The sequence below is a fragment of the Nostoc sp. DedQUE04 genome, from assembly GCF_034530995.1.
Classification (GTDB): domain Bacteria; phylum Cyanobacteriota; class Cyanobacteriia; order Cyanobacteriales; family Nostocaceae; genus Nostoc.
Genome location: NZ_JAVRCA010000026.1, coordinates 20,343 through 42,682, shown reverse-complemented (window position 1 = coordinate 42,682; position 22,340 = coordinate 20,343). Strand labels below are relative to the sequence as shown.

At 42.0% G+C, this 22,340-nt stretch carries 23 protein-coding genes and 1 pseudogene; 6 read left to right on the top strand and 18 right to left on the bottom strand.

Annotated elements, in window-relative coordinates:
* Window positions 1-224 precede the first annotated feature (224 nt).
* On the top strand, window positions 225-596 hold the full coding sequence (locus RM049_RS19050) for a hypothetical protein (protein WP_322671613.1): 372 nt from the start codon (window positions 225-227) through the stop codon (window positions 594-596).
* 48 nt (window positions 597-644) lie between these two features.
* On the opposite strand, the gene RM049_RS19045 is transcribed toward RM049_RS19050, so the two are convergent.
* The 10 genes from RM049_RS19045 to RM049_RS19000 all read right to left on the bottom strand — a co-directional run bounded on the left by RM049_RS19045 (window position 645) and on the right by RM049_RS19000 (window position 11,404).
* Window positions 645-1,583, bottom strand: coding sequence for a cation diffusion facilitator family transporter (locus RM049_RS19045; protein ID WP_322705267.1), 939 nt, complete (start codon window positions 1,581-1,583; stop codon window positions 645-647).
* Window positions 1,584-1,740: 157 nt separating this feature from the next.
* The gene (locus RM049_RS19040; RefSeq protein ID WP_322705266.1) at window positions 1,741-3,954 is read right to left on the bottom strand and encodes a xanthine dehydrogenase family protein molybdopterin-binding subunit; all 2,214 of its coding nucleotides are present in this window, start codon (window positions 3,952-3,954) and stop codon (window positions 1,741-1,743) included.
* Window positions 3,951-4,934, bottom strand: coding sequence for a xanthine dehydrogenase family protein subunit M (locus RM049_RS19035; RefSeq protein WP_322705265.1), 984 nt, complete (start codon window positions 4,932-4,934; stop codon window positions 3,951-3,953). Before RM049_RS19035 ends, RM049_RS19040 begins: the two co-directional genes overlap by 4 nt.
* Window positions 4,921-5,544: a (2Fe-2S)-binding protein gene (locus RM049_RS19030; RefSeq protein ID WP_322671617.1), complete on the bottom strand. Its 624-nt coding sequence runs from the start codon at window positions 5,542-5,544 to the stop codon at window positions 4,921-4,923. The genes RM049_RS19035 and RM049_RS19030 overlap by 14 nt, the downstream gene beginning before the upstream one ends.
* Before the next feature lie 441 nt (window positions 5,545-5,985).
* Window positions 5,986-6,327, bottom strand: coding sequence for a cupin domain-containing protein (locus RM049_RS19025; protein ID WP_322705264.1), 342 nt, complete (start codon window positions 6,325-6,327; stop codon window positions 5,986-5,988).
* A 166-nt stretch (window positions 6,328-6,493) separates the two neighbouring features.
* Window positions 6,494-7,663 (bottom strand): zinc-dependent alcohol dehydrogenase, encoded by a 1,170-nt coding sequence (locus RM049_RS19020; RefSeq protein ID WP_322705263.1) that lies wholly within the window; start codon window positions 7,661-7,663, stop codon window positions 6,494-6,496.
* A 164-nt stretch (window positions 7,664-7,827) separates the two neighbouring features.
* On the bottom strand, window positions 7,828-8,217 hold the full coding sequence (locus RM049_RS19015) for a hypothetical protein (RefSeq protein ID WP_322705262.1): 390 nt from the start codon (window positions 8,215-8,217) through the stop codon (window positions 7,828-7,830).
* A 63-nt stretch (window positions 8,218-8,280) separates the two neighbouring features.
* On the bottom strand, window positions 8,281-9,450 hold the full coding sequence (locus RM049_RS19010) for a zinc-dependent alcohol dehydrogenase (RefSeq protein WP_322671622.1): 1,170 nt from the start codon (window positions 9,448-9,450) through the stop codon (window positions 8,281-8,283).
* Window positions 9,451-9,502: 52 nt separating this feature from the next.
* Window positions 9,503-10,201, bottom strand: a complete 699-nt coding sequence (locus RM049_RS19005; protein WP_322705261.1) for an SRPBCC family protein — start codon at window positions 10,199-10,201, stop codon at window positions 9,503-9,505.
* Window positions 10,202-10,306: 105 nt separating this feature from the next.
* Window positions 10,307-11,404, bottom strand: a complete 1,098-nt coding sequence (locus RM049_RS19000; protein WP_322705260.1) for a DJ-1/PfpI/YhbO family deglycase/protease — start codon at window positions 11,402-11,404, stop codon at window positions 10,307-10,309.
* A gap of 476 nt (window positions 11,405-11,880) precedes the next feature.
* Between RM049_RS19000 and RM049_RS18995 the strand changes: the two genes are divergently transcribed.
* A complete protein-coding gene (locus tag RM049_RS18995; protein ID WP_322671625.1) occupies window positions 11,881-12,279 on the top strand; it encodes a DUF6335 family protein in 399 nt (132 codons plus the stop codon).
* Here RM049_RS18995 and RM049_RS18990 read toward each other — a convergent pair whose 3' ends face one another.
* Complete coding sequence (locus tag RM049_RS18990; RefSeq protein ID WP_322671626.1) at window positions 12,280-12,696, bottom strand: response regulator; 417 nt, start codon at window positions 12,694-12,696, stop codon at window positions 12,280-12,282.
* A 764-nt stretch (window positions 12,697-13,460) separates the two neighbouring features.
* Window positions 13,461-14,258, bottom strand: a complete 798-nt coding sequence (locus RM049_RS18985; RefSeq protein ID WP_322705259.1) for a peroxiredoxin-like family protein — start codon at window positions 14,256-14,258, stop codon at window positions 13,461-13,463.
* Between the two features lie 541 nt (window positions 14,259-14,799).
* Here RM049_RS18985 and RM049_RS18975 point away from each other — a divergent pair.
* Window positions 14,800-15,162, top strand: a complete 363-nt coding sequence (locus tag RM049_RS18975; RefSeq protein ID WP_322671628.1) for a DUF2809 domain-containing protein — start codon at window positions 14,800-14,802, stop codon at window positions 15,160-15,162.
* Window positions 15,163-15,223: 61 nt separating this feature from the next.
* On the opposite strand, the pseudogene RM049_RS18970 reads toward RM049_RS18975, so the two are convergent.
* From RM049_RS18970 to cobJ, 4 genes and pseudogenes are all read right to left on the bottom strand, one after another.
* Window positions 15,224-15,329: pseudogene (locus tag RM049_RS18970) on the bottom strand (ISKra4 family transposase); the annotation flags it as partial.
* A gap of 129 nt (window positions 15,330-15,458) precedes the next feature.
* On the bottom strand, window positions 15,459-16,505 hold the full coding sequence (locus tag RM049_RS18965) for a glycosyltransferase family 2 protein (RefSeq protein WP_322671629.1): 1,047 nt from the start codon (window positions 16,503-16,505) through the stop codon (window positions 15,459-15,461).
* Between the two features lie 406 nt (window positions 16,506-16,911).
* Complete coding sequence (locus RM049_RS18960) at window positions 16,912-17,217, bottom strand: hypothetical protein (protein ID WP_322705258.1); 306 nt, start codon at window positions 17,215-17,217, stop codon at window positions 16,912-16,914.
* Between the two features lie 99 nt (window positions 17,218-17,316).
* Window positions 17,317-19,035: a precorrin-3B C(17)-methyltransferase gene (gene cobJ, locus RM049_RS18955; RefSeq protein ID WP_322705257.1), complete on the bottom strand. Its 1,719-nt coding sequence runs from the start codon at window positions 19,033-19,035 to the stop codon at window positions 17,317-17,319.
* Window positions 19,036-19,108: 73 nt separating this feature from the next.
* Here cobJ and RM049_RS18950 point away from each other — a divergent pair, with 73 nt between their 5' ends.
* On the top strand, window positions 19,109-19,570 hold the full coding sequence (locus RM049_RS18950; protein WP_322671631.1) for a PH domain-containing protein: 462 nt from the start codon (window positions 19,109-19,111) through the stop codon (window positions 19,568-19,570).
* Here the strand turns inward: RM049_RS18950 and RM049_RS18945 are convergent.
* Window positions 19,567-19,788, bottom strand: a complete 222-nt coding sequence (locus RM049_RS18945) for a type II toxin-antitoxin system HicB family antitoxin (RefSeq protein WP_094351377.1) — start codon at window positions 19,786-19,788, stop codon at window positions 19,567-19,569. The two genes, RM049_RS18950 and RM049_RS18945, sit on opposite strands and share 4 nt — an antisense overlap.
* Before the next feature lie 268 nt (window positions 19,789-20,056).
* Between RM049_RS18945 and RM049_RS18940 the strand changes: the two genes are divergently transcribed.
* Together RM049_RS18940 and RM049_RS18935 are read left to right on the top strand one after the other, a co-directional pair.
* The gene (locus tag RM049_RS18940) at window positions 20,057-20,305 is read left to right on the top strand and encodes a helix-turn-helix domain-containing protein (protein ID WP_099103407.1); all 249 of its coding nucleotides are present in this window, start codon (window positions 20,057-20,059) and stop codon (window positions 20,303-20,305) included.
* Window positions 20,287-20,976, top strand: coding sequence for a BglII/BstYI family type II restriction endonuclease (locus RM049_RS18935; protein ID WP_416212649.1), 690 nt, complete (start codon window positions 20,287-20,289; stop codon window positions 20,974-20,976). Before RM049_RS18940 ends, RM049_RS18935 begins: the two co-directional genes overlap by 19 nt.
* An 11-nt stretch (window positions 20,977-20,987) precedes the next feature.
* Here the strand turns inward: RM049_RS18935 and RM049_RS18930 are convergent, their stop codons facing one another.
* A complete protein-coding gene (locus RM049_RS18930) occupies window positions 20,988-22,097 on the bottom strand; it encodes a DNA-methyltransferase (protein ID WP_322705255.1) in 1,110 nt (369 codons plus the stop codon).
* Window positions 22,098-22,340 lie beyond the last annotated feature (243 nt).

The following is a 22,340-nucleotide window of genomic DNA, read 5'->3' as shown; positions in this document are numbered from 1 at the left end:
TCGGTCTGTTATGCCAATACATCGGTCTGTTATGCCAATACATCGGTCTGTTATGCCAATACATCGGTCTGTTATGTTAATACATCGGTCTGTTATGCCAATACATCGACCTGTTATCTTAAACTATCCTTTATAACCTTGCTCTATCTGAAAATTTCATCTTACTGATAACTTTTTTTGTTGTAATGGGTACGTTAAATGTACAACTTACTAAGTATGCATATATGCCTCCCCAAAATACAACAAACCGTTTGCGCCCTCAACTGATTAGTCAAGATATTGACTCATTCCACGGTTTACAAACCGTCAGCACTTACAACACAACTCGTGCTGATGCTTCATCTGCTAATTTACAAGAAGCTTATCAGGCAATGTTAATTTCTCAACAAACCGAAACCGAGAAATTAGCTTTATACCGTGCTGCTGCTGATGCTGCGCGATTAGCAGAGTGGGAATTTCATAATGCCGTATTAGCGATGAAAGAAGTTGTGCGCGGGCAATATGGCTCAGATAGCGATCAAGCTCAAGCTGTGGGATTGAAGAAAAAATCAGACCGCAAGCGTCCTTCTCGGAAAAAGCAAGTTGCAATAGCGTAACCGCCTGCTGGAAGCGATCGCATTTGCAGTATTCGGCGTTGTATGCAATTAATCTCTTGCGCTCATATCTTGCATTTGCTGATTGCTCGAACGCTCTAACTCCAAATCTTCCCAAGAAACTGGATCTTCTACAGGTTCCAAGTGAGTTGTAACGTGGGTTGAAGGCAGCACCCGAACAATAGCAAGCTCAATTGCTTCGCATAAATCATGCCCTTGTTGCACTGTCCAAGATCCAGGTACAAGAACATGAAAGGAAACAAAGCGACGGGTTCCAGCAGCGCGGGTTCGCAAGGCATGAAACTGGATGTCTTGACCTTTGTACTCGTTAAGGATGCTCTTGATTGCGTCAATTTCTTTTTTAGGTAAAGCTGCATCCAGTAAGGCGCTACTGGTTTCCCGCAGTATACGAAATCCTGTCCAAGTAATATTTGCTGCTACTATCAGTGCAATAATTGGATCGAATACGAGAGCGCCTGTTAGCTTGACGAGTAAGATTCCAACTACCACACCACCCGAAGTCACCACATCAGTAAACAGATGGTGAGCATCAGCCCTGAGTGTGATGGAACGCAACCGCCGCCCTGCCCGTAGCAAGATAAAGGCAACAACGCCGTTGATTGCGGTTGCAATGAGGGAAAGTGCCAACCCTAATCCCAACTGTGTTAACGGTTCTGGATGCAGCAAGCGTCCCCAAGCTTCAACAGCAATGCTGATAGCGGCTATTACAATCAACGCACCTTCTGCACCACTGGAGAAGTATTCGGCTTTAGAATGCCCAAAGGCGTGTTCGGCATCGGCTGGTTTATCAGCATAGGTCAATGCCCATAGAGCAACCAATGCTGCGACGAGATTTACAATTGACTCAATAGCATCTGAAAGCAAACCTACTGATCCGGTTAGCAGGTAAGCGCCAAATTTCAAGGCAATAGTGATGATTGCTGCTGCAATCGATAAGAAAGCGTAGGAGCGGGCTGTTGGACTACTCATCTCGGTCGCGGACGTAATTACAGTGATTCCGAGCTAAGAGTACCAAATTTTACTTGAGCGGTCATCAATCTTGAGTCTTCTACTGATTGGTATTTCAAGACGCGATAAATTTAAGACGCGATAAATCGCGTCTCTACAAGTGTTGCGATCGCCATATCTACAGCAGTTTGTCTAAGGTAATTGGCAAATCGCGGATGCGCTTACCGGTGGCATGATAGACAGCATTAGCGATCGCCGCCGCAGTGCCGGTAATGCCAATTTCACCAATTCCTTTGACGCCAAGCGGGTTGATATGTGGATCTTGTTCATCGACAAACAACACTTCAATATCAGGAACATCTGCATTAACTGGTACGTGATACTCAGCTAAATCATGGTTGACAACGCGTCCTCGGTTGGGGTCTGTTAGCGTATGTTCCATTAACGCCATGCCAATGCCATAAATAATCCCACCGATCAGCTGACTGTTGGCTGTTTTAGCGTTGAGGATGCGTCCTACGCCAAAAGTTCCCACCCAGCGCGTTATTCGCACTTCGCCTAAATCAGGCTCAACGCGTACTTCGGCAAACTGCGCTCCAAATGAGTGCATTGAGAACTTCTTTTGTTCCTCTCCAGGTTTGGCATCTGCACGCGCTTCGAGCATTTTCATCCCATGTCGTGCCAAGATTGCCTGATATGTTTCGCTGGCGGAGGATTTATTTTTTAAGAAAAAGCTGCCATCTTGAGCAATCACATCCTCAGCCTTTGAACTATAAAGCGGCGATTTTCGATCGGCAAGTGCTAGTTGCAAAAGCTGACTGCGTGCTTGATTTCCCGCTAAATGCACGGCTGAACTGACACTGGCGGCAGTTTGGGAACCACCAGAAATGGGGGTTTGTGGCATCTTGGTATCACCTAGTTCAAACCGCACTTTCTCAACTGGTAAACCGAGTGCCTCAGCTGCAACTTGAGTCATCACAGTATAAGTTCCCGTACCAATATCTTGCGAACCGCTTCGCACCACGGCTGTACCATCTGCCATAATTTGAGCGATCGCTGATGCTGGGGAACGGTTGGTAGGATAAGTAGCTGTCGCCATACCCCAACCAATCAAATAATTACCATCTCGCATCGAACGGGGCTGAGGATTGCGCTTTTGCCAGCCAAACTTTTCTGCCCCCAATTTGTAACACTCTCTCAGTGACTTGCTCGACCAAGGTATTCCTTTACTAGGATCGACTTCAGCATAGTTACGCAAACGCAACTCTACCGGATCGATATTGAGTGCATAAGCCAGTTCGTCCATTGCCGATTCTAAGGCAAACGACCCAGAAGCTTCGCCTGGGGCCCGCATATAGGTTGGTGTTCCTTGATCGACCTGAACCAGATGGTGGCTAGTTTCGATATTCGGGCTAGCGTAGAGCATTCGGGCGCTTTTACCAACAGGTTCGATAAATTCATCGAAAGTTGAAGTCTGGGAAGTGCCGACGTGTCGCAAAGCAGTCAATTTGCCATCGCGGGTTGCACCGAGAGAAACTTGTTGAATTGTCTCCGGTCGGAAGCCCACAGGCCCATACATTTGTATCCGTCCCAGAACTAATTTCACTGGGCGATTAACCTGTCGTGCTGCCATCGCCGCTAGCGGGACGTGCGACCAAGCCGACCCTTTGCAACCGAAGCCACCGCCCACAAAGTAAGACATAATGCGGACTTTCTCAGGCTCAATTCCTAATACCCCTGCAACTTTTTGTTGAGCCTGAAAGATTCCCTGAGTTGCGTCATACAGCAGCAGTTCATCGCCTTGCCAAACTGCTGTTGTAGCATGAGGCTCCATCGGATTGTGATTTTCGACTGGCGTGGTATAGGTTTGCTCGACGCGGACAGCTGCCGCCGCTAGTCCCTGGCTGAGATTGCCATGCTCTAAATCGGGCGGTTCCTCTCTAGGGATTTTGCCTTTAGGCAAGTATGCCTTAGCGAGATTGTCCCGCATATTAATGGTTGGTTTCTCTTCGTCATAGCGAACTTGTACCAGGGAGGCAGCATACATCGCTCGTTCAAAGGTATCGGCAACCACAACACCAATATGCTGACCGCTATACAGCACAATGTTATCTTGCAGGACTTGCAGCTTGCGACCGCCGCCCTTTTCTCCAGAAGCTTTGGGCGCGTTGAGGTGGGTAATTACTGCTAATACACCCGGTACTTGTTCCGCCGTTTTGGTATCGATTTGGGCTATTTTACCTTTGGCGATCGCACTTTGAATTGTCACGCCATAAGTCATTTTGGCGACCGGAAACTCAGCCGCGTAACGTGCGCCACCAGTCACCTTCAGGTATCCATCAACTCGATTTAGCGGTTTGCCGACAACTATATTTTTATCCCCAGTATTCATGCCATCCCTCCCACTGTTGTCAGCGCCTTAACAATTGTGCGTTTAGCCAGTTCGACTTTAAAGCCGTTGTATTTTTGAGGTTTAGCACCGGCGATCGCAGCCAATGCTGCTGCTTGAAATGTTGCTTGGTTTGCCGGCTTGTTCAGAAGCACTTTTTCCGCTTCCAAGGCACGCCAGGGCTTTGTGCCAACGCCACCAAGGGCAATGCGTGCCGAGCGAATAATTCCATTTTGAATATCTAATGCTGCTGCAACCGATGTCATCGCAAAGGCATAGGAGGCGCGATCGCGAACTTTTAAATAGTGCGATCGCCTTGCGAAGTTTAAAGCAGGTAAATCAACGGCAACAATTAACTCTCCGTGTTCTAAAACCGTCTCCCTTTCTGGCGTTTCGCCAGGTAGAAGATGAAAATCTACCAGCGGGATACTGCGCTCTCCTCTCGGCCCGCAGGTTTGCACAACGGCATCGAGTGCCACCAATGCCACAGCCATATCAGAAGGATGGGTGGCAATACAGCGATCGCTACCGCCAAGAATTGCATGGATGCGGTTATAACCCTCAATTGCCGGACAACCTGAACCAGGAACGCGTTTATTGCAGGGGAAGGCGGTATCGCGGAAGTAGTAACACCGAGTACGTTGCAGCAAATTTCCGCCGACACTTGCCATATTTCGCAGTTGCGGTGATGCCCCAGACAGCAACGCCTCTGCCAACACTGGGTAACGCTCCTGAATTATCGGATTATAAGCAACCTCGCTATTGCTTGCCATTGCTCCAATCCGCACACCGTTACCCTGCATTTCTATCTTGCTCAGTGGGAGTGGGTTAATGTCAACCAACTCTCTTGGATTCTGGACATTCAGCTTCATCAAATCGATGAGGCTAGTACCACCAGCGAGATACGAAGCTTGGGCATCTGGAGTAACCAACGCCACGGCATTTTCTGCCTGTCCTGCTTTCTTATAGCTAAACGGCTGCATCTTTTTTTCCCTCTAAGACATCGCGGACAGCAGCCACGATATTTGGATAAGCACCGCAACGGCAGATATTGCCGCTCATCAGTTCGCGAATGTCGGCATCTGACTTGGCGTGTCCCTCGTTCACCAAACCCACCGCCGAACAAATCTGTCCTGGCGTGCAGTAGCCGCACTGAAACGCATCGCGGGCAACAAACGCGGCTTGCATCGGGTGCAGATTATTTCCTTGTTCCAACCCTTCAATAGTTGTAATTTTTGCGTCGGTGTGCATAATTGCAAATGTCAGGCAGGAATTAATTCGTTGCCCATCAACCAGCACCGTGCAAGCACCACACTGGCCATGATCGCAACCTTTTTTAGTACCAATTAATCCTAGATATTCCCGAAGTGCATCAAGTAAGGTAACACGCGGTTCAATTTGCAAACTATGAGGTGTTCCATTCACTTGTAGCGTCACCTTCACAGTTTCAGAAGTGGAAGTTGCCAGCATTGGGGTAGTTTTTTTTACTTGAGTTTCTGCTACAGCTTTCTCTACAAAATTAGCGATCGTAGCCGCTACTGTGCTGAAGACCATTAATTGACCCAGCTTGCGGCGTCTTAAGACAAACCTCATTTGTTCGCTCCATTCTGTTTTTGTTAAAAATATTGAGTAATTATCTATGCTGAAATTATTGATAGAAAACCAGAGTTACTAAAAAGCATTTTCTCTAAAAAGACATTGTTAATAGAATACAATTTCGTCTTGTTATGTCTCTCTATCAGAAGATTTATGCCATAAGAGGTTGTTTGAAAAGTCATAGTTGATGTATGAAATATTTTTTACCCCACCCTAACCCTCCCCTTAGAAAGGGGAGGGAACTAGATTTCTTTTTCCCCCTTTCTAAGGGGGGATTAAGGGGGATAAAAATGTGATAAAATCATAGCCCAACACTTTAAAACAACCTCTAAAGTGCAAAGCACAGTAAAAAGGAGAACAATATTCTTGTTCTCCTACGAATGCTTTATATTCCATGTTATTGAAAGCGGCTATAGGTTTTTAACGAGCGATCGCAAATCAGTTTTCGTCTCGCCCGTGAACTTGCGCAGGTGGACTGGTTGCTTCAACAGCAGTAAATGATTCTAAAATTTTATAAGTGTGGCTGGCTCCTTTTGGTACTATCCAAGAACTGCCAGGTTCTAGTAAAATCGTTTGCCCTTCAAGATGCAATTCTGCACGACCAGTAATTACATAACCAACAGTTTCATATTCCCGTGCTGTTGGCTCTTTAGGTTCGTTCGGTTCCTCATTTTCCCATAGGCGCATGGAAATGGTTTTGCCAGATGCAAGATATTTCTGACCAAGTTGGCCTTTAGGGGAATGGCTAGAGTCTACTTTGATAACGGTTGTATCAGACATATTTTCTACCTCTTTCTAGTTTTAACTTTGGGTATTGGGTATTGGGCACTTGTACTGAGCGGAGTCGAAGTATTGGGCATTGGGCACTTGTACTGAGCGGAGTCGAAGTATTGGGCATTGGGCATAGTTATTTTCCTTGTTTCCATTTCCCATTCCCCATTCCCTACTACGGTTTGAGTACAACTTTGATGCATTTATCTTTCTTGTGTTTAAAAATTTCGTAGCCGTGCGGCGCTTGTTCTAGAGGTAAAGTATGGGTGATAATAAACGTTGGATCGATATCACCGTTTTGGATGTGTTCTAGCAAAGGTTTTAGATACTTGTGGACATTCGTTTGTCCCATTTTGAAGGTTAATCCTTTGTTCATGGCAGCACCCATTGGGATTTTATCTAAAAAGCCACCGTACACACCCGCAAGTGATACGTGACCACCTTTAGCAGCAGATACTATTACTTGCCGTAATGCCGTCGGACGGTCTGTTTCTAAACGTACTGCTTGCTTTACCTGGTCGTACATCGCCATAAAATCTGTGCCGTGTGCCTCCATTCCTACTGCATCAATGCAAGCATCGGGGCCACGACCGCCAGTCATTTCTTTGAGTGCTTCGCCAATATTCACTTCTTCGTAGTTGAGAACTTCTGCTTTGCCGTATTCTTTAGCCATTTGCAGACGTTCGGGAACGCGGTCAAAAGCGATCACCCGTTCCGCACCTAGCATATATGCGCTTCTGATGGCAAATTGTCCGACTGGCCCACAACCCCAAACGGCGACAATATCACCGGGTTTGATGTTGCAGTTCTCGGCTGCCATGTAGCCTGTGGGAAAAATATCTGTTAGAAATAGCACTTGCTCATCCGTTAAACCATCGGGAATTTTGAACAAGCCTACATCGGCAAAAGGTACTCTTGCATACTCTGCTTGACCGCCAGCGTAACCGCCGAATAAATGAGAGTAGCCAAATAGACCTGCTGGCGAATGTCCCATTTGCTTTTCTACTAACCAAGCATTGGGGTTAGAGTTATCGCACAGCGACCATAAATCCCGATTGCAGAAAAAGCAGCTACCGCAAGAGATGGTGAAGGGAACAACGACGCGATCGCCTACATTCACATTTTTAACTGCACTTCCAAGTTCTACGACTTCCCCCATAAATTCATGACCAAGGATATCGCCCTTTTGCATGGTGGGAATATAGCCGTCGTAAATATGCAAATCTGAACCGCATATTGCTGTGGAAGTAATTTTAACAATAGCATCACGTGGGTTAAGAATTTTAGGGTCGGGAACTGTTTCCACCCGCACGTCGTTTGCTCCATGCCAGCAAACTGCTTTCATAATTATTTAGTCCTTAGTTATAATTCCTGGATCGTTCGTATCAAGATAAATCCTGGATTTGTCTTAATTTTGAGACGCGATAACTATCGCGTCTCAATAACCGCTAAAAAGTTATTCAAGTATTCGACTCAAGATTTACTAACCCTTTAGCTGCTATCTCTGAGTTAGTTACTAGAAGGAGTGCGATAATAACCTTCTCTACTTCCTTCATATGATGAAGTTTTATCTGCACTTCTGTTTGTACTAGGATCAAAAAACTCTTTTGTAGCTTCAGGAGGTTTTTCATCCAAGTTTAATTTTTCGCGGATATTATCAACAGCACCTTTGATTGGATTTTGTGATTTTTGGGTATTATTAATTTGGGTATCGTTTCTAATTTCACCTTGCCCATTTGGTGCTCCTTGGTAATAAGTACCCTCTGGACTTTTAACATCAGCTTGTGCTACATCAACGTAGCTAAAAGCCTGACCCAGTAAAAATATAAATCCTGCTAAGAAAACTACAAGGACTTGAGAAATGCGAATATTTCGTAACCAAGAACTTAGTCGATTCATAAAAAACCTCAATTGCATTATGTAAGGTGGACAAATTCAAAACACTGAATGACTATTTGCCATTTAGGGTTTAAGAACAACTTTGATACAGTTATCTTTTTTTTGTTGAAAGATGTGGTAGGCGTGGGGTGCTTGTTCTAGAGGCAATTGATGGGTGACAACGAAGGATGGATCGAGTTTTCCATCCAAAACCATCTGCAATAACAAATGCATATATTTCTGTCCATGCATTTGTCCCATTCTGAAGGTTAAGCCTTTATTAAAGGCTGCACCCAATGGTATTTTGTCTACAAAACCACCATAAACGCCCATAATTGAAAGAGTCCCGCCTTTACGACAGGCGACCATCATTTCCCGCAGAACGTGGGGACGGTCGGTTTCCAATCTGAGCTTTTGTTTTGTCTGGTCGTAGAAGTCTTCTAAACCAACGCCGTGTGCTTCTAAACCAACAGCATCGATGCAAGCATCGGGGCCACGACCACCAGTCATCTCTTTCAACGCTTCGCCAGCATTAACTTCTTCGTAGTTAATCACTTCTGCTTTGGCAAACTTTTTCGCCATTTCCAGGCGTTCGGGAAAGCGATCTATTGCGATCACTTTTTCGGCTCCCATCATGTAGGCGCTAATCATGGCAAACTGTCCAACAGCACCGCAACCCCAAACGGCTACAGTATCACCCGGTTGGATATCGCATAATTCTGCACCCATATAACCTGTGGGGATAGCGTCGGAGATGAATAACAACATCTCATCCGGCAAATCTGGCGGAACTTTGACGACACCCACATCAGCAAAGGGTACACGGATATATTCGGCTTGTGCGCCTGCATAACCACCCAACATATGGGAGTAGCCATAAATAGCTGAGGTGATATTGCCAAACAATTTTTCTTGAATCCAACCTTTCGGATTGGAGTTATCGCACAATGACCACATATCACGTTGGCAATAATTGCAATTACCACAGCCAATTGTGGAAGGAACAACAACGCGATCGCCTATTTTTAAATTGTTGACTCCTCTGCCAACTTCCACGACTTCCCCCATGAATTCGTGACCAATAATGTCACCCTGTTGCACTGTGGGAATATAGCCGCCATAAATATGTAGATCGGAGCCACAAATCGCCGTGGAAGTAATTTTAATAATTGCATCACGCGGGTTAAGAATTGTCGGATCTGGTACTGTCTCTACCCGCACATCATTAGCACCGTTCCAGCAGACTGCTTTCATAATTATTAATCATTGGGCATTGGGCATTGGGCATTGGGCAAAGGACAAAGAACTACTTACGTCCAGAAGGTTGACCTTCAGTTGTGGCGATTTCGCCTGCTTCCATTAGCATTTTGAAGCGGCGCAATTCATCACCAATTTGTTGTTCTGGTTCTTCACCAAAAAGTTTAGCTACGGTAGCTGCCAATGCTCCGCCTGGTGGGTTATACTCCAAAACAACCTTGACTTCCGTGCCGCGATCGCCTGGTGCTTTTTTGAAACGGACAAAACCAGAATTCTCAATGTCTGCACCTTCTACTGAAGCCCAAGAAATAAATTCATTTTCCCGGTCTTCGAGAATATCTGCATCCCATTCTACGGTATTATCCAAAGGTGCATTGGCAATCCAATGAGAACGTTTTTCGTTGTACACCTTGACAGATTTGAGATGCTTCATAAAGGTGGGCAAATTCTCAAAGTCGTGCCAAAAGCGATACAATTCTTCTGCCGATTTATTGATAGTTACCGTCTTTTCAACTTTGATCGGCTGGTTTAGACCTATTGCTTCCTGTGCTTTCTGGATTGTGCTTTGCTTGGTTGCACCTTGATAAACCAAACCACCACCAGCTAAAGCCGTCAGCGCTCCTCGCAATGAACCTTGTCTTAAACCCATCAGCACCATCGCACCGCCACCGATAAGGGAAGCCCAACGCTCTACTTCACTAGCCTCTGGCTGGTTTGTACTTGATTTATCCCCTGATGTTGAAGTCACTTTTTATATCTCCATTACTGTAAATTCACCATAGAGGTGCAAATACCCTCTTCTTTCTTGTGTGTTATTTGCGCCTTTTCGGTAGCCATCTACGTTCAAAAAACCTTACATTGACACAGCAGCCCCTGTTGTCGGCTTAGGAGGCTGAATCTGAGCGCCTATCCGCGCTCGATATAGTTCTACCAATCGTTGCTCATATTTCGATGAATTTTGGTAAATTTGTTTGAAAATAGCTGTTGCTACAGGGTCAGTGTACATTGCACACAAATTGCCAATATCGCCGATACCGGTTTGCACATCACCTAGAGCAGAACGTAACTGATATATATCATCACTTCCTGTCATGGCAGTTTTCACTTTGGCATACTGATTGGCAATATTTGCCCCTAAAGAGGGTTTTTCACCCAATCGGTCAAGATAAGTTTCTAGTTTTTCAATGTGGCGCTGTTTATGAGCAATTATTTCTTGGAAAACTGATTTTACTTCGTTATCTGATTCCTTTTCAAAGTAGTTCTCAAATGCTTCTAAAGAATAACGTTCACCAGCAAGAGCAGTATTTAAACCTTTGGCAATATCACCTTTAGTTGAGCCACCCCAAGCATCAGCCAACTTCCACCATTCAGCACTTGTGTCTTTTTCATTTGGCAATGCAGCATCTTTGCCACCATAACCCAAACGGCTTAATATCGCTGTAGTGAAAATTGGCAAGTCTCCGGGTTCACGAGATGTAATCAAATTTCCGTCAACTACCACTGGCTCATCTAGATAATTTGCACCAGCGTTAATCATGTCCTTGGCAATAGCGCTAAAACCGGTGGCTTGCTTACCTTTGAGCAAGTCACCTTCAATCAAAACTTGTGGGCCGTGACAAACAGCAGCGACTAATTTTCCTTGTTGTATAGCTTCTTGGACAAAGCGGACTGTGTTGATGTTTCGCCGCATTTGATCGGGAGCCATACCACCGGGAATCACCACTGCATCGAATTGGGCTGCGATCGCTTCCGTTGTGGTACCATCGGCTTGTATGCTAAGTTTGCCGCGTTTCCCCTTATATTTTTCATTCATTCGGGAACCAAGGACTACTACCTCTATTCCTGCTTGTTTCAATCCATTATATGGAACTGTAAATTCTGCATCCTCTACTGCTTGTTCAATGAGGATAGCAACTTTTTTCTTACCGGAGTTATTGTTATGTTCAGTCATAAAATGGTATTACGTTTGTATTCTCTAGTCTTTAACTAACTACAACAAAAGTTAAATAAACAGATTATTTTTTGAATAAATAATCTTGAATTACTTATCATATTATCTGCCTTCACTACTCAAATAAGTTTGAGTATTCAATTGGTTATTTAGCATTCAGATATTTAAAAAGTATGAAAACGAGTTAAAATGCTAAACTTATCATCAAAATTTTATTTTGGTTGCCTATTTTTGCCAAACAAGAAATAGTTATGAGTGAAAAGTTCGCCAATGAATAATTTTGGTTTGATAACTTATAACTCATAACTTCAACTACAAGTTCCTTGACCATGAATTCATAGCTACAATCTTATGGCGCGATCGCTAGTTTAGCTTCGTACCCAGGGGATAGATTATTTTCTTAGCTATACACCTCTAGTTAGACAAATTGCTGACAAGAAAACGTTATTGTGAGAATGCAGAAAAGAGCTAGGATCATGGCAGAAAAAAATCATAATGACAAAATTAAAAGTAATGATTTGCCACAAGAGATTACCGAATCCTACGGTACTGGTGTAAAAGACTTGCCGGGATACAACATTGGCGGACGCTCAATAAAAGCAGAAAGAGACGAGTACACAGAAACTAGTCCTGAACTGACTGGTGGGGATGTTGATGCTTATTGGCAAGATGCAGATGCAGTTGGAGATGAAGCAGTTGGTGGTAGTACTTCCACTCCCGATCAAAATGTCACAGAGGACTTAGAAGCAGCAGTGGGGCTAGAAATGGCTGATTCTGAATTTCTGCATACCAACGATATTTTAGAGGATCGTGATGGCGATCGCTGGGAGTTAGATCCAAAATCTTCTGAAGATTATCAAGACCGAAGAGAATAACTACCAATTACAAGAAGCAACCAAATTAGCCACTATCTCAACTAGTTCTTCTGGAGCGATCGGTTTAGATATATGAGTGTCAAAGCCAGCTTCCAAAGCACGGATACGAGCCTCACTATCAGCAAAGGCTGTTAAAGCGATAGCCGGGACTCGTCCACAATTATTTGCTTTCAGCGCACGGAATTTGGAAATGAAAGTGTAGCCATCCTCCCCAGGCAACCCGATATCACTAATTAAAACATCGGGTTGCAATTCAGACAATACATTGCGTGCATCTGCTGCTGATATCACTGCTATAACTGTTGCTCCATCCATTTCCAAGACAGTAGTGATAAAAAAGCGAGTATCATCATCATCCTCAACTACCAAGATATCTAAACCAGTAAGAGTTCCAGAAGTTTGCATAATAAATGACATTTTATTTATCCTTACTTGCTATATTCGTAATTCGTAATTAAGAGAGTACAGAGCAAGCAGTGATTACAACTACAAATTACGTTAGCGAGTCCGCAAGCGTCATTATCAATTACGAATTATTATGACTTTTATACCCATTAGAGCTTCTTTTAGAGCAGATTTTAGATTTACAAAAGTAGATTGATGTGTTCAGAATATTGATGAGATACCGAAGCAGGCTCTTTTAACAAAAAATGATTTAATACCATAATTTCAAACATATAGCTTGATGGTTACTACTCCTTTATCTATTTTCCTACTGGAAGACCACTTCGCACAAATGAAATTCAAGTGTCGTTAGAAAAGTCCTCACTTCTCTTGATTTTCAGCATAATTCAAAATTCAAGAGTCAGGAGCGATGCCCTGAGTCTGCTGTTCGCGGAGCGTCTGAACAAGAGGGTTTAAAACCCTTATTAAATCAAACGCGAACAGCGTCTCTAAAAGAGAAGATTTAGTGGTTTTCAATCAACGGCGGGTTTGTAGCGAGATCCCGCAGGGTATGCCCCACTCGTAGCGCGCCCATAGTCAAAGGCGGGCAAGATGCCCACCCTACAAGATTGGATAATTTATTTCTTGGAAGTCCCTTAAAAGATATATTTATGTTTATGTAGGTTGGGTAGAGTGAAACGCAACCCAACATTACCACCTTATTTATATGTTGGGTTACGCTATCGCTGCATCCAACCTACAAAACTATGGTTCTCAAGGTAGACAAGGTTTAGGAATTAGTGAGTTGAAGTAAAGCTATCCGTTTCAATCGAGGATAAAAATGATAAGGGCTGACTCATATTAGCAGCAAAGCCTAAAATTCCTGGATCTCGATGTTCGTAAAGTAACTGGCCTTTGGTATCAAACAGAAAAGTTCCACCACGCTGAGTTAAGTAGGCAGAATTAGGTACATAAGTATGCCAATTGCTGAGAACTTCAACCATATTCCGTAGCCGTAGAGTAGCCAATTCAAAGGGACGTTGAAACCCACTTCCGCCAGCTAATTGGAAAAACGAGCCTTTAAAAGCAGGTAAAGGAGTACCTTGAATAACTTCATCATCTTCAATAAGTTGAGGGGCTTGACGATCTCCCCTGTATCCCCGAAAAACTTCTTTTAGCGTTCCAGGACTTCCAAAGCCTGCACACATTAACACTAGATTTAGCCAAGCTTTCTGAGCAGGGGAAAGTCCAGGGAGAGGAAAATTGAGACCTGAATAAAGTTTGAGTTGGTGATGTAGTTCTCCATTAGGTTCAACAAATAAATTTTCCGGTGGAAATCCTGTATATTCACAAAATCTTATTCCAGAGGCGCGATTACCAATTCCCACTGCACGAATAGCGAGTTTTTCATCTGACAATTTTTTAGCTTCGCGCTGTAACCACCACGCATATTCAAGACTATCAAAATCCCCAAGTTGGGGCCAGACTAAAACCAGGGTATATGAGGCAGGCTCGCAATTTTCTAGTAGGGGGCGGGTCATGCCATCACTAACACGCTGAAGTCCTGTCCGATCGAGGATAGTGTAAGGATTCATGACAAATGATTACTCGGATATTTGGGGTATCAGTGACACAGGATGTACTAAAGCATTAATATGCCATCATCTCAGGTTTGTGAACATTTTGTTATACTAGTTAACATAAGTTCATATTTAGTTTGATACCGCTAAGTATTTCTTTTAATTTTTTGATATTCCACAGTGCATCTCTGGTAAAAATGATGACGGGAATTGACCATCTTTTAATCCTGCTATTTTCGCTATCTCTGGTAGCGATTTGGCTCGGATTTCTGATAACATTCTCAAGTGTAAATACTTGAATGCCTCAAAATGTCTCACATCCTCAAATATTGAATAATAGTGTTGACAATAGTTATCTATGAAGCCGACTGTATTTACTGCTTCCCTGCGCTACGTAACCATCAGAGTTACTTACTGTTTTGGTTTTTCTTCCTGATTATACTCTCCCCGTAGTAACAAAAGAGGGATTAGTAATAATAAAATTTTTAACAGAGTCTATCAAAAATTAAAGAGGTTGATAGTCAAAGTAGGTATTTTTTGAGCGCTATTAATTGCCATGTTTATCTTCAATAAAAAATATTTTTACCTGACACTTTTACTATTTTTAATAGAGGTATGTATTGCAGTTTTTATAAATGATAGTTTTATTCGTCCTTTTATCGGTGATGTTTTAGTAGTTATATTAATTTATTGCTTTGTCAAAGCTTTTTGGAATATACACTCATCGATAGTCGCTTTATCAGTTTTTGCCTTTTCTTGTGCAATTGAGATTCTGCAATATTTTAATTTTGTAAATAATTTAGGATTACAAAAATACAAGATTCTGGCTGTTGCTTTGGGAAGTGTATTTGATTGGAAAGATATTATTGCTTATGCAATAGGTATCATAATAGTTCTATGGTTGGAAAATAGGACATGATTACTCGATCGAGTATTTCGCGGCGTTCAATAGGGAGAGTAAATTCACGAATAATATTCTAAATTCCATCATGTCCATCTCCAATACAGGTCAGTATAGGAGCTATGATTTGGCTGTTAACCCAATTAGACTACAAGATTATTTTCTTGGAATGAGGCTGCGTAGGCGCAGCCCGCCGTAGGCATCGCAACCAAGTTAGAAGACGTACAGCTTTATAATCTTTATAATCTTTCTAGTCACAGGGTTGTCCGATTACTCCCTTACCTCATATTTTTGTAACAATCTTTTGGTCTTACTTATTTATTATTTTTGGAAGAATAAAAATTGGGATGCGTTGATTTTCTTCGTTTTATTTGGAGATTATAAGGCATTTCAAAAACTAATTTATTACCCATCACATAGTATTGAAATCGACGTTTAATAATATTGTTACATCTAGAAATAAAATCATAAAAAACGCTCGGTTTTTTTGTGAGTTCTTTCAATGCTAATAACCAATTTCCTTGCTTGAGAGGCAATAAAACTTGATAGTAAGCTAAAGTTCTGTTGTAAACTGCAAGATTATAAGACAGAGCACGCATTAAAGCTGGATTTTTTTCCACAACTTTTTGCTGCATGAAAGAATCAGTAGATATGCAAGATTGATTTAGACGTTTTAATCGGCTTTCACGTACAAGAGAAGAAGAGCGTGAACGGTAGAAATAATAGGCTTCTGGCACTAGAAAAAAGCGAGCGCCATTAATTAAACATTTCATATCAAGCCAAAAGTCCTCAGCTATGCTTAGGCTTTCATCGTACTCAATGCTGTGTTTAACCAAAAATTCTCGTTTGAACAGGGGCTTGCTTAAACCAAGATGTAGTCCTGCTTTTCCATAAACATCAGTTTTTACAAAATAAACGATATCAATTTGGAGAATTTTATCTATATGTTCTCCACTTTCTTGAATCAATGTACTCCAAGGAGATGTTGCACCATCTTTGATAAAATAAACATCATCTGCAATCATATCTGCATTTGCTTGTTCTGCCAGCAACACAAGCTTTTCTAATCTTTCATGAGCATACCAGTCATCTGAATCAAGAACAGCAATCCATTCTCCTTGGGCTGCTTTGATAGCAAGATTACGTGCAGCAGAAACCCCAAGGTTTTGTGGATTAACTATCACTTTGAGACGTTCATCGGTAAAACTCTTTGCAACTTCTACAGTTTTATCAGTTGACCCATCATCGACAACGATAACTTCAAGCTCAGTGAGTGTTTGATTTAAGACTGACTCTATTGCCTTCTTAATATAAACTTCAGTATTGTAGGCAGGGATAATTACAGAGACTTTAGGATTCATCAAACTAAACTCCTGACTAATCGCTATATGCTTAGATTACAATGTTAAAATTCCAATGAAAATTTGTTGAAGTCAAAATTCAGAAGTCAAAATCAAAACACTTAAGGATTCCTTGGCGTTGCCTTAGCGTCTCTGAAAGAGAAGCCTTTCGTAGAGAAAGAGCTTCGTTATCAATCGGGGATTTAGACCCATTAATGAATTCTTGCATCACCAAATTTTCTTGTTTTGTGAGATTTTGAACCCGATGATTCCTCCGCTATTTGTACAGAATTCAGAATAAATTTTGACTTTTGACAAATGTATTCTGTTTAATAATAATTTATTTTTTCATAGCGTAATCATCAATGGTTTTTACTCATTTATATTGCAGATAGGTGAGACTTATTGGGATTTTCGTTTGAATGAACTACATACACGAGTTGTATAGTAGCACAACTATGACTGCTGTTGTGAAAATTAAAAATTTTGATGATGTACCAGTTGCTGTTGCACACTTTTGGGAACTTTTATGCATGTTTTTCAGATTTTTATGTGTGTTAATAGCCTGATAATTGATGAATTGAACAAAAGTAATGTTGGGCACATTTTCCACGGCTGCTTGTGTTTCGTTCCCTTGATGTACATACCATTCAAGAATTTTAACTCGCTTGATTTGTCCTATTTCTAAAGCATAAAGGGTAGCGTAGACGCTTTGCGGCTTGTCGCTAGACATCGCGGCATTCCAAAAAATGCAAAATCCCATCTCTTCATCTTTGAGTGCCTTTAAAAAAGTGTTTATTTTGCCTTTTTTGGGTGACAGCGCCAATCGTGCCTAATATTCGGTATAGCGACGCGGCGTATAAACCCAGATATTACCATCGCGGCGCTTGATAGTTCGGGTTTTTGTGGAACCAACGAGAATAATTGTCCGCATATCAGCGCTTGCTGGTGTTAACTGCTCAAGTGCGATCGCTTTTACCGTTTGTCCTGGGCGGCCGAGATTCCGGGCCAATACTACTGGTGTATCTGGTGTTCGATGTTGCAGCAAAATATTTCTCGCTTCTGCCAGTTGCCAAGTACGCTCTTTAGAAACAGGATTGTAGAAAGCAATAACGAAATCAGCCTCAGCAGCAGCCGCAATTCGTTGCTCGATCGCAGACCAAGGTTTCAAGATATCGGAGAGGGAAATAGCACAGAAATCATGCCCAAGGGGCGCACCAATGGCTGCTGCTGCTGCCTGCATTGCAGAGATGCCTGGGGCCACATGAATGTCGATACTGTCCCATTCTGGTTTAGCATAGCGATCGCATACCTCAAAAACTGCTGTTGCCATTGCATAGATACCGGGGTCGCCAGATGAAACTACAGCTACATATCGTCCAGATGCAGCCAAATCAAGGGCCATCTTTGCCCGTGCTTCTTCTTCGCGGTTATCAGACTCATGCCGTTGCTTGCCATCAGCCAGAGAACCAACTAAATCTAAATACGTTTTATAACCCACTAAGTCAGTTGCCGACTTGAGTATCTCCTTGACTTCGGGAGACATCCATTGCGAACCACCAGGGCCCGTGCCAATAATCGCTAATTTTCCGCGTGGTTGACCGATGGTGTTGGGGTCGATTGCTTGAGGAGCAATAGCGATCGCAATATCGGGAGATGGAGATAAGGGGGATGTCCCAGTGGCGGCGATCGCTGCGGCTTGGACGGGGCTATAACCTTGTGAAAGTAGACTTTCTAACTGATTTGGGGTAAAAAAGCGAGTGGGCACTTTTAAGGCGCTAGCTACCGCGTGGATTGCGGGATCGGCGGCGGCGGCGATGGGTGCAAATATCCCGGCGACTGATGCTTTTTCTAGTTTGGCATCAGCTAGTAGCTGGTGTACTAAAGCTACTGCATCATCAATCATGCCACTCATTGCGATCGCGATCGTTGCTGGGTGGTAGACAAGCCTGTTGGCTGTAGGAGTCACCAAGCGTTCCGTAACTTGGATGGTCAAATCTCCCTTTGAGTCTATAGGCAGTTTACTATTGCTCAACCAAGGCGCTATTCCTTCTAGCTTGACTTGCGCCCCAGCTAGCAAATCTGAGATAAATTTCTTCGCATCGTCTGGGTTTGCTAAATGGTATCCAGGGGGAGGAGATAACAGCGTTGTGCCCAAACGTAAATCGCCTGTGGTCGTAATTGCAGCTTTGACATCCAGCGCTTCAGCAATGCGACGAGCCAAATCGTTCACTCCACCAAGTCCGCCCAACAGGGGGACAACAGCACTACCATCTTCAGCCACAGCTAGCACTGGTGGTTCCTGTCGTTTATCCGAAATTACCGGAGCTAGAGTCCTAATTAAAATACCGGCGGCACAAATGCCAATTAGCGGTGTTCCTTGGGTAAATAACTCGCGCAGCGTCTCACCAAAGTTCGTGAAGCTGACATCAACTCCAGATGTGCGACCCTCTAGACCGTATAGCGTCGCCCCTGGTAAGACGCTGATTATCTTGCGTGCTACTGTCACGCTATTTTGACCTAGTACTACAATGGCAGGTGCAACATTCATGATCGTAAGTAGATATCTTGCAAAATTTGATATCCTTCAAATGAAACCATAGATTTAGACATACAGCGACTTTATGCGAGATGCGATCCCAAAAAAAACAATAAGCCCTGACATAATAGCTTCTATTTTTCGTCGATATAAAATCAATAGTAAAGTTATTATGTCTTTTAACAGCTTTTCTGAGGAAACGAAAGCTTATGTATTAGAAGGAGTAGCTTTAGCATCAGATGAAAAACCATGTATTTTGAGCTTTGTAAATTTGAACCATTGGTGCTTAATTACTAATGAAAGATTAATTTGGACAAATTATCAGGAATTTAATATTCTGCATTATGAGACTATTGAAACTGTAGATATAAATAAAGAAAATTTATTACGTTTAGGAGCATCCTTTAAAAGGCAGAATCAAGAAATAAATATAAAAACAGAATCAGGAAAAAACTTTATTGTTAATATAGGCGAAGCAGGTGGAAGTGTCTTTGCTTTATTAAGTGTTCTAGGCTGGGCTGTTGCTAAGAAAAAACACTGGCTTTAGCTGGCATTTGCAATTACCAATTCAACGTCTTCGGGTAGAGAACGTCCTTGTTCTTTGTATTCTTCCTGAATCATTTCAAAAACATAGACAAGTTCAGCACGAGCTTCATCTGGTGTTTGTCCCCAAGCATGACAACCGGAAATCGCTGGTATATATGCGACAAATGTACCATTGTTATCGGGACGGATAACAGTAGTGTAGTCTTGTAAAGAATTCATGGGTATAGCCGCAAGTTTGAGTTATATCTTCAGTTTACAGCGATATCTGACTACCGCTGTGTGTCTACGCCTTTGGGTAGGGATACGATGTCTAGACGAGCAACTCTTAGAGAAGCTACGCTTACACTCATGGTTTCTTCATAGTAGCTTCTAAAAACCTATTTTGGGTTTATCCTATATTAGGTTTTAGAATTTAACTGAGTTTAGCAATATGTAATAACTCTCATCGAGATCGAATAAACCATCGCCAGAAAAAAGGCAAGCTAAAGTGCCTAAATCAGTTTTCAGCGAAGATTACAATCGGTTTCGCCAGTTACTTATAGAAGCGCGGAAAGCTGCAAAGCTCACTCAAACAGAGTTGTCAGCAAAGCTAGAGCTTCCACAATCTTATGTATCAAAGTATGAACGTGGAGAGCGTCGTCTTGACGTGATTGAATTTTTACAAGTTGCCCAAGTTCTTGAAATCGATCCGCTTGCTTTTATCAAAGAACTGTTGAAATACCAAAAGGAGACATAATAATCATTATTCAATATGTTGACTTTAACGCAGCAGATACAATAATTAATACCCAATACCAAAACGAATGGCATGAGATTAGTACTACTCTCACTAGAATGCCTTTGCATATCAAGGCTTCAGATCAAGCTGGAATTCAAGGTAATGCAATATTCGATCCAGTAGGTACGAACGAATATATTAAAGCTGCTTTTATTCATGATGCTTGGCAATCAAATATTCCTATTCCGGCACCTTATAGATTTTTAGGTACAGATGTTGATTTTGCTAAAACTGGCATTATCATTGAAATTCAATTTTCTAACTATCCCTTTCTACTCAATAACACTTTGCGCTCAGAATTGTTCTTCAAAGCTAAAACTGAATTTGTTGGATACCCGACTAATTTGGTAATTATAGTAACAAAGGCTCTGATGTTTCCTGCCTCCAATAGCACTCTTTATTACGAGCAAGCTGTTAATCAGTTAACAGCTTTGGCTAAAAACCAAGTTTTTGATGTACCAATCAGACTGGTTGGATTATTTGAACAACAAAATACAATAGTTCCTATTATTTGGACTGAGTATTTATCTAAAAGATATTCGAGAACTGTAAATACTAGAGTTAATCGCCAATGCCAAATTATTGCGGGACGTTCAGCCCGTAGTTGTTGTCTAATTAACTTATTGTAAAAATTAATCTATTAAGTCCATAATCTCAATTCAATTTGTTCTACTTCTTCTACTTGTTTTGCTATTTTATTTTGTAAAGAGGTCTTTTTCCCATTACCATTAAGCTTTGCATCTACTGGAATCTCTTCACCTCTTAGATTAGCTGCAAAAGCAGATTCTTCATAAATTAATCTATCTTCCATTGCTTGCAAGTGATACTCTTCTGAATAAATTTTTGCTTTGCTGCGTTCTGAAGCTTTATTTCCTACTTGCACATCAAACTTAAATTTATCAATAGATTGACCAGTTTTTTCAACATAATCACGCAATGTTTTTAAATTTGGAAAACAACCATTTTTATCCGGATTGCCACTGAGACGACGCAACGCAACTTGATGATATTTCGGTTCAATTTCTGACCCGATAAAATGCCGTTCACAATCTCTCGCAACCACTGCCGTAGTACCTGATCCCATAAATGGATCTAAAACAATATCATTTTCGTTAGTTGTAGCTAATATAATTCTAGCTACCAAGTCTTCTGGAAATTGGCAGGGATGTATAGTTTGTTCTTCATGATTGTGCTTAACATTCCGAAACAGCCAAATATCACCAGGATTTTTACCTTCTGGATTGCATGAAAGTTCCCCCTTTCGATTTCCTCGATAATGTTTCTTATTTTGATATTTTTGGGGAACTCTAATAGCATCTAGATTAAATTTATAGTTATCTGATTTAGTAAACCAAAGAATAGTTTCATGTCTACAAGAAAACTTTTTCTGGGCATGAAGACCATGTTGCCTAGCCCATATAATTCGGTTGCGAGGAATTAGTCTGCATGACTCTAAAATCGGAAAAAAGCGAATATCCAAAGGAATCAGCATTCCTCGGTTAGAAAAAGCACCAACTTGCCAAAATAGCGAACCTGTATTTTTGAGAATCCGGCTACATTCAAGCAGAACGGCTGTTTGTTCTGCCAAATAAATCTCAAGAGCTTGCCTTGATTCGTATTCTTTGCCTAGATTATAAGGTGGAGAAGATACAACTAAATCAACACATTCATCTGGCAGATTACTCAGCAGTTGTAAGCTATCCTCTAAGAGAATCTGGTCTAAGGGTAGATTCTCTCTATTAATCATCATTACGATACCTACCTTGCAAGTAATACTAGGCTTTCGTCATCATAACCTATTTTAGGTTATTAGCAAATTTAAATAGTAGATTGAGTATAATACCATACTTACTTTAACAATATACCTTGCCGCCGTAGACATATATACCTAAAGGCGATGGAGAAGCGATCGCATTCTCTCAAAAAAGTGCGATCGCTTATTAAATTGGACACTAGGGAGCAGGGCGAAAGGGGGAGAATAAAAAATTACCTC

Bases quoted from the DNA above. Each gene is read 5' to 3' on its own strand.
- RM049_RS19050 (WP_322671613.1), top strand. From the start codon at position 225: ATGCCTCCCCAAAATACAACAAACCGTTTGCGCCCTCAACTGATTAGT.
- RM049_RS19045 (WP_322705267.1), bottom strand. From the start codon at position 1,583: ATGAGTAGTCCAACAGCCCGCTCCTACGCTTTCTTATCGATTGCAGCA.
- RM049_RS19040 (WP_322705266.1), bottom strand. From the start codon at position 3,954: ATGAATACTGGGGATAAAAATATAGTTGTCGGCAAACCGCTAAATCGA.
- RM049_RS19035 (WP_322705265.1), bottom strand. From the start codon at position 4,934: ATGCAGCCGTTTAGCTATAAGAAAGCAGGACAGGCAGAAAATGCCGTG.
- RM049_RS19030 (WP_322671617.1), bottom strand. From the start codon at position 5,544: ATGAGGTTTGTCTTAAGACGCCGCAAGCTGGGTCAATTAATGGTCTTC.
- RM049_RS19025 (WP_322705264.1), bottom strand. From the start codon at position 6,327: ATGTCTGATACAACCGTTATCAAAGTAGACTCTAGCCATTCCCCTAAA.
- RM049_RS19020 (WP_322705263.1), bottom strand. From the start codon at position 7,663: ATGAAAGCAGTTTGCTGGCATGGAGCAAACGACGTGCGGGTGGAAACA.
- RM049_RS19015 (WP_322705262.1), bottom strand. From the start codon at position 8,217: ATGAATCGACTAAGTTCTTGGTTACGAAATATTCGCATTTCTCAAGTC.
- RM049_RS19010 (WP_322671622.1), bottom strand. From the start codon at position 9,450: ATGAAAGCAGTCTGCTGGAACGGTGCTAATGATGTGCGGGTAGAGACA.
- RM049_RS19000 (WP_322705260.1), bottom strand. From the start codon at position 11,404: ATGACTGAACATAACAATAACTCCGGTAAGAAAAAAGTTGCTATCCTC.
- RM049_RS18995 (WP_322671625.1), top strand. From the start codon at position 11,881: ATGGCAGAAAAAAATCATAATGACAAAATTAAAAGTAATGATTTGCCA.
- RM049_RS18990 (WP_322671626.1), bottom strand. From the start codon at position 12,696: ATGTCATTTATTATGCAAACTTCTGGAACTCTTACTGGTTTAGATATC.
- RM049_RS18985 (WP_322705259.1), bottom strand. From the start codon at position 14,258: ATGAATCCTTACACTATCCTCGATCGGACAGGACTTCAGCGTGTTAGT.
- RM049_RS18975 (WP_322671628.1), top strand. From the start codon at position 14,800: ATGTTTATCTTCAATAAAAAATATTTTTACCTGACACTTTTACTATTT.
- RM049_RS18965 (WP_322671629.1), bottom strand. From the start codon at position 16,505: ATGAATCCTAAAGTCTCTGTAATTATCCCTGCCTACAATACTGAAGTT.
- RM049_RS18960 (WP_322705258.1), bottom strand. From the start codon at position 17,217: ATGTCTAGCGACAAGCCGCAAAGCGTCTACGCTACCCTTTATGCTTTA.
- cobJ (WP_322705257.1), bottom strand. From the start codon at position 19,035: ATGAATGTTGCACCTGCCATTGTAGTACTAGGTCAAAATAGCGTGACA.
- RM049_RS18950 (WP_322671631.1), top strand. From the start codon at position 19,109: ATGCGAGATGCGATCCCAAAAAAAACAATAAGCCCTGACATAATAGCT.
- RM049_RS18945 (WP_094351377.1), bottom strand. From the start codon at position 19,788: ATGAATTCTTTACAAGACTACACTACTGTTATCCGTCCCGATAACAAT.
- RM049_RS18930 (WP_322705255.1), bottom strand. From the start codon at position 22,097: ATGATGATTAATAGAGAGAATCTACCCTTAGACCAGATTCTCTTAGAG.